Origin of the sequence: Xanthomonas dyei, assembly GCF_002939865.1 — a bacterium.
Taxonomy (GTDB): domain Bacteria; phylum Pseudomonadota; class Gammaproteobacteria; order Xanthomonadales; family Xanthomonadaceae; genus Xanthomonas; species Xanthomonas dyei.
The window spans coordinates 1-326 of record NZ_MDEE01000139.1; the positions used below are offsets into that span (position 1 = coordinate 1).

The 326-nt window shown below is 62.0% G+C and carries 1 protein-coding gene; it reads right to left on the reverse strand.

Annotation, left to right across the window (positions count from 1 at the left end; genetic code table 11):
- A partial coding sequence (locus XdyCFBP7245_RS23565) for a type IV secretion system protein (protein WP_146091749.1) occupies positions 1–326 on the reverse strand: 326 nt, incomplete at both ends.

A 326-nucleotide genomic window follows, 5' to 3' on the forward strand; every position in this document is an offset into this window, starting at 1 on the left:
CCACTTTTTGAACAGGTCCTTGGTCTGGTCGAAGATCAGCGCCAGGATGAAGATGGGCCCGACGCCGATGAGGAAGGCCATGGTGAACTTGAACAGCAATAGCATCGCCCCGGCCGCCATCGGCGGACTGGCGGTGCCGAAGCCGGCCATGAGCATGGCGCGACCTTTTTTCTCCAGCACTTCCGGCTGGGCCGGATCTACGCGCACCGCATCCAGAGTGGCCATTGCGACCTGCGTGTAGGCCAGGTTCTCGTCGATCGCATCGGCGGCGGTGCCCTCATCGCCGGTGAACAAGGTGTGGATCTCCTTGTCCAGGTTCTGGGTCA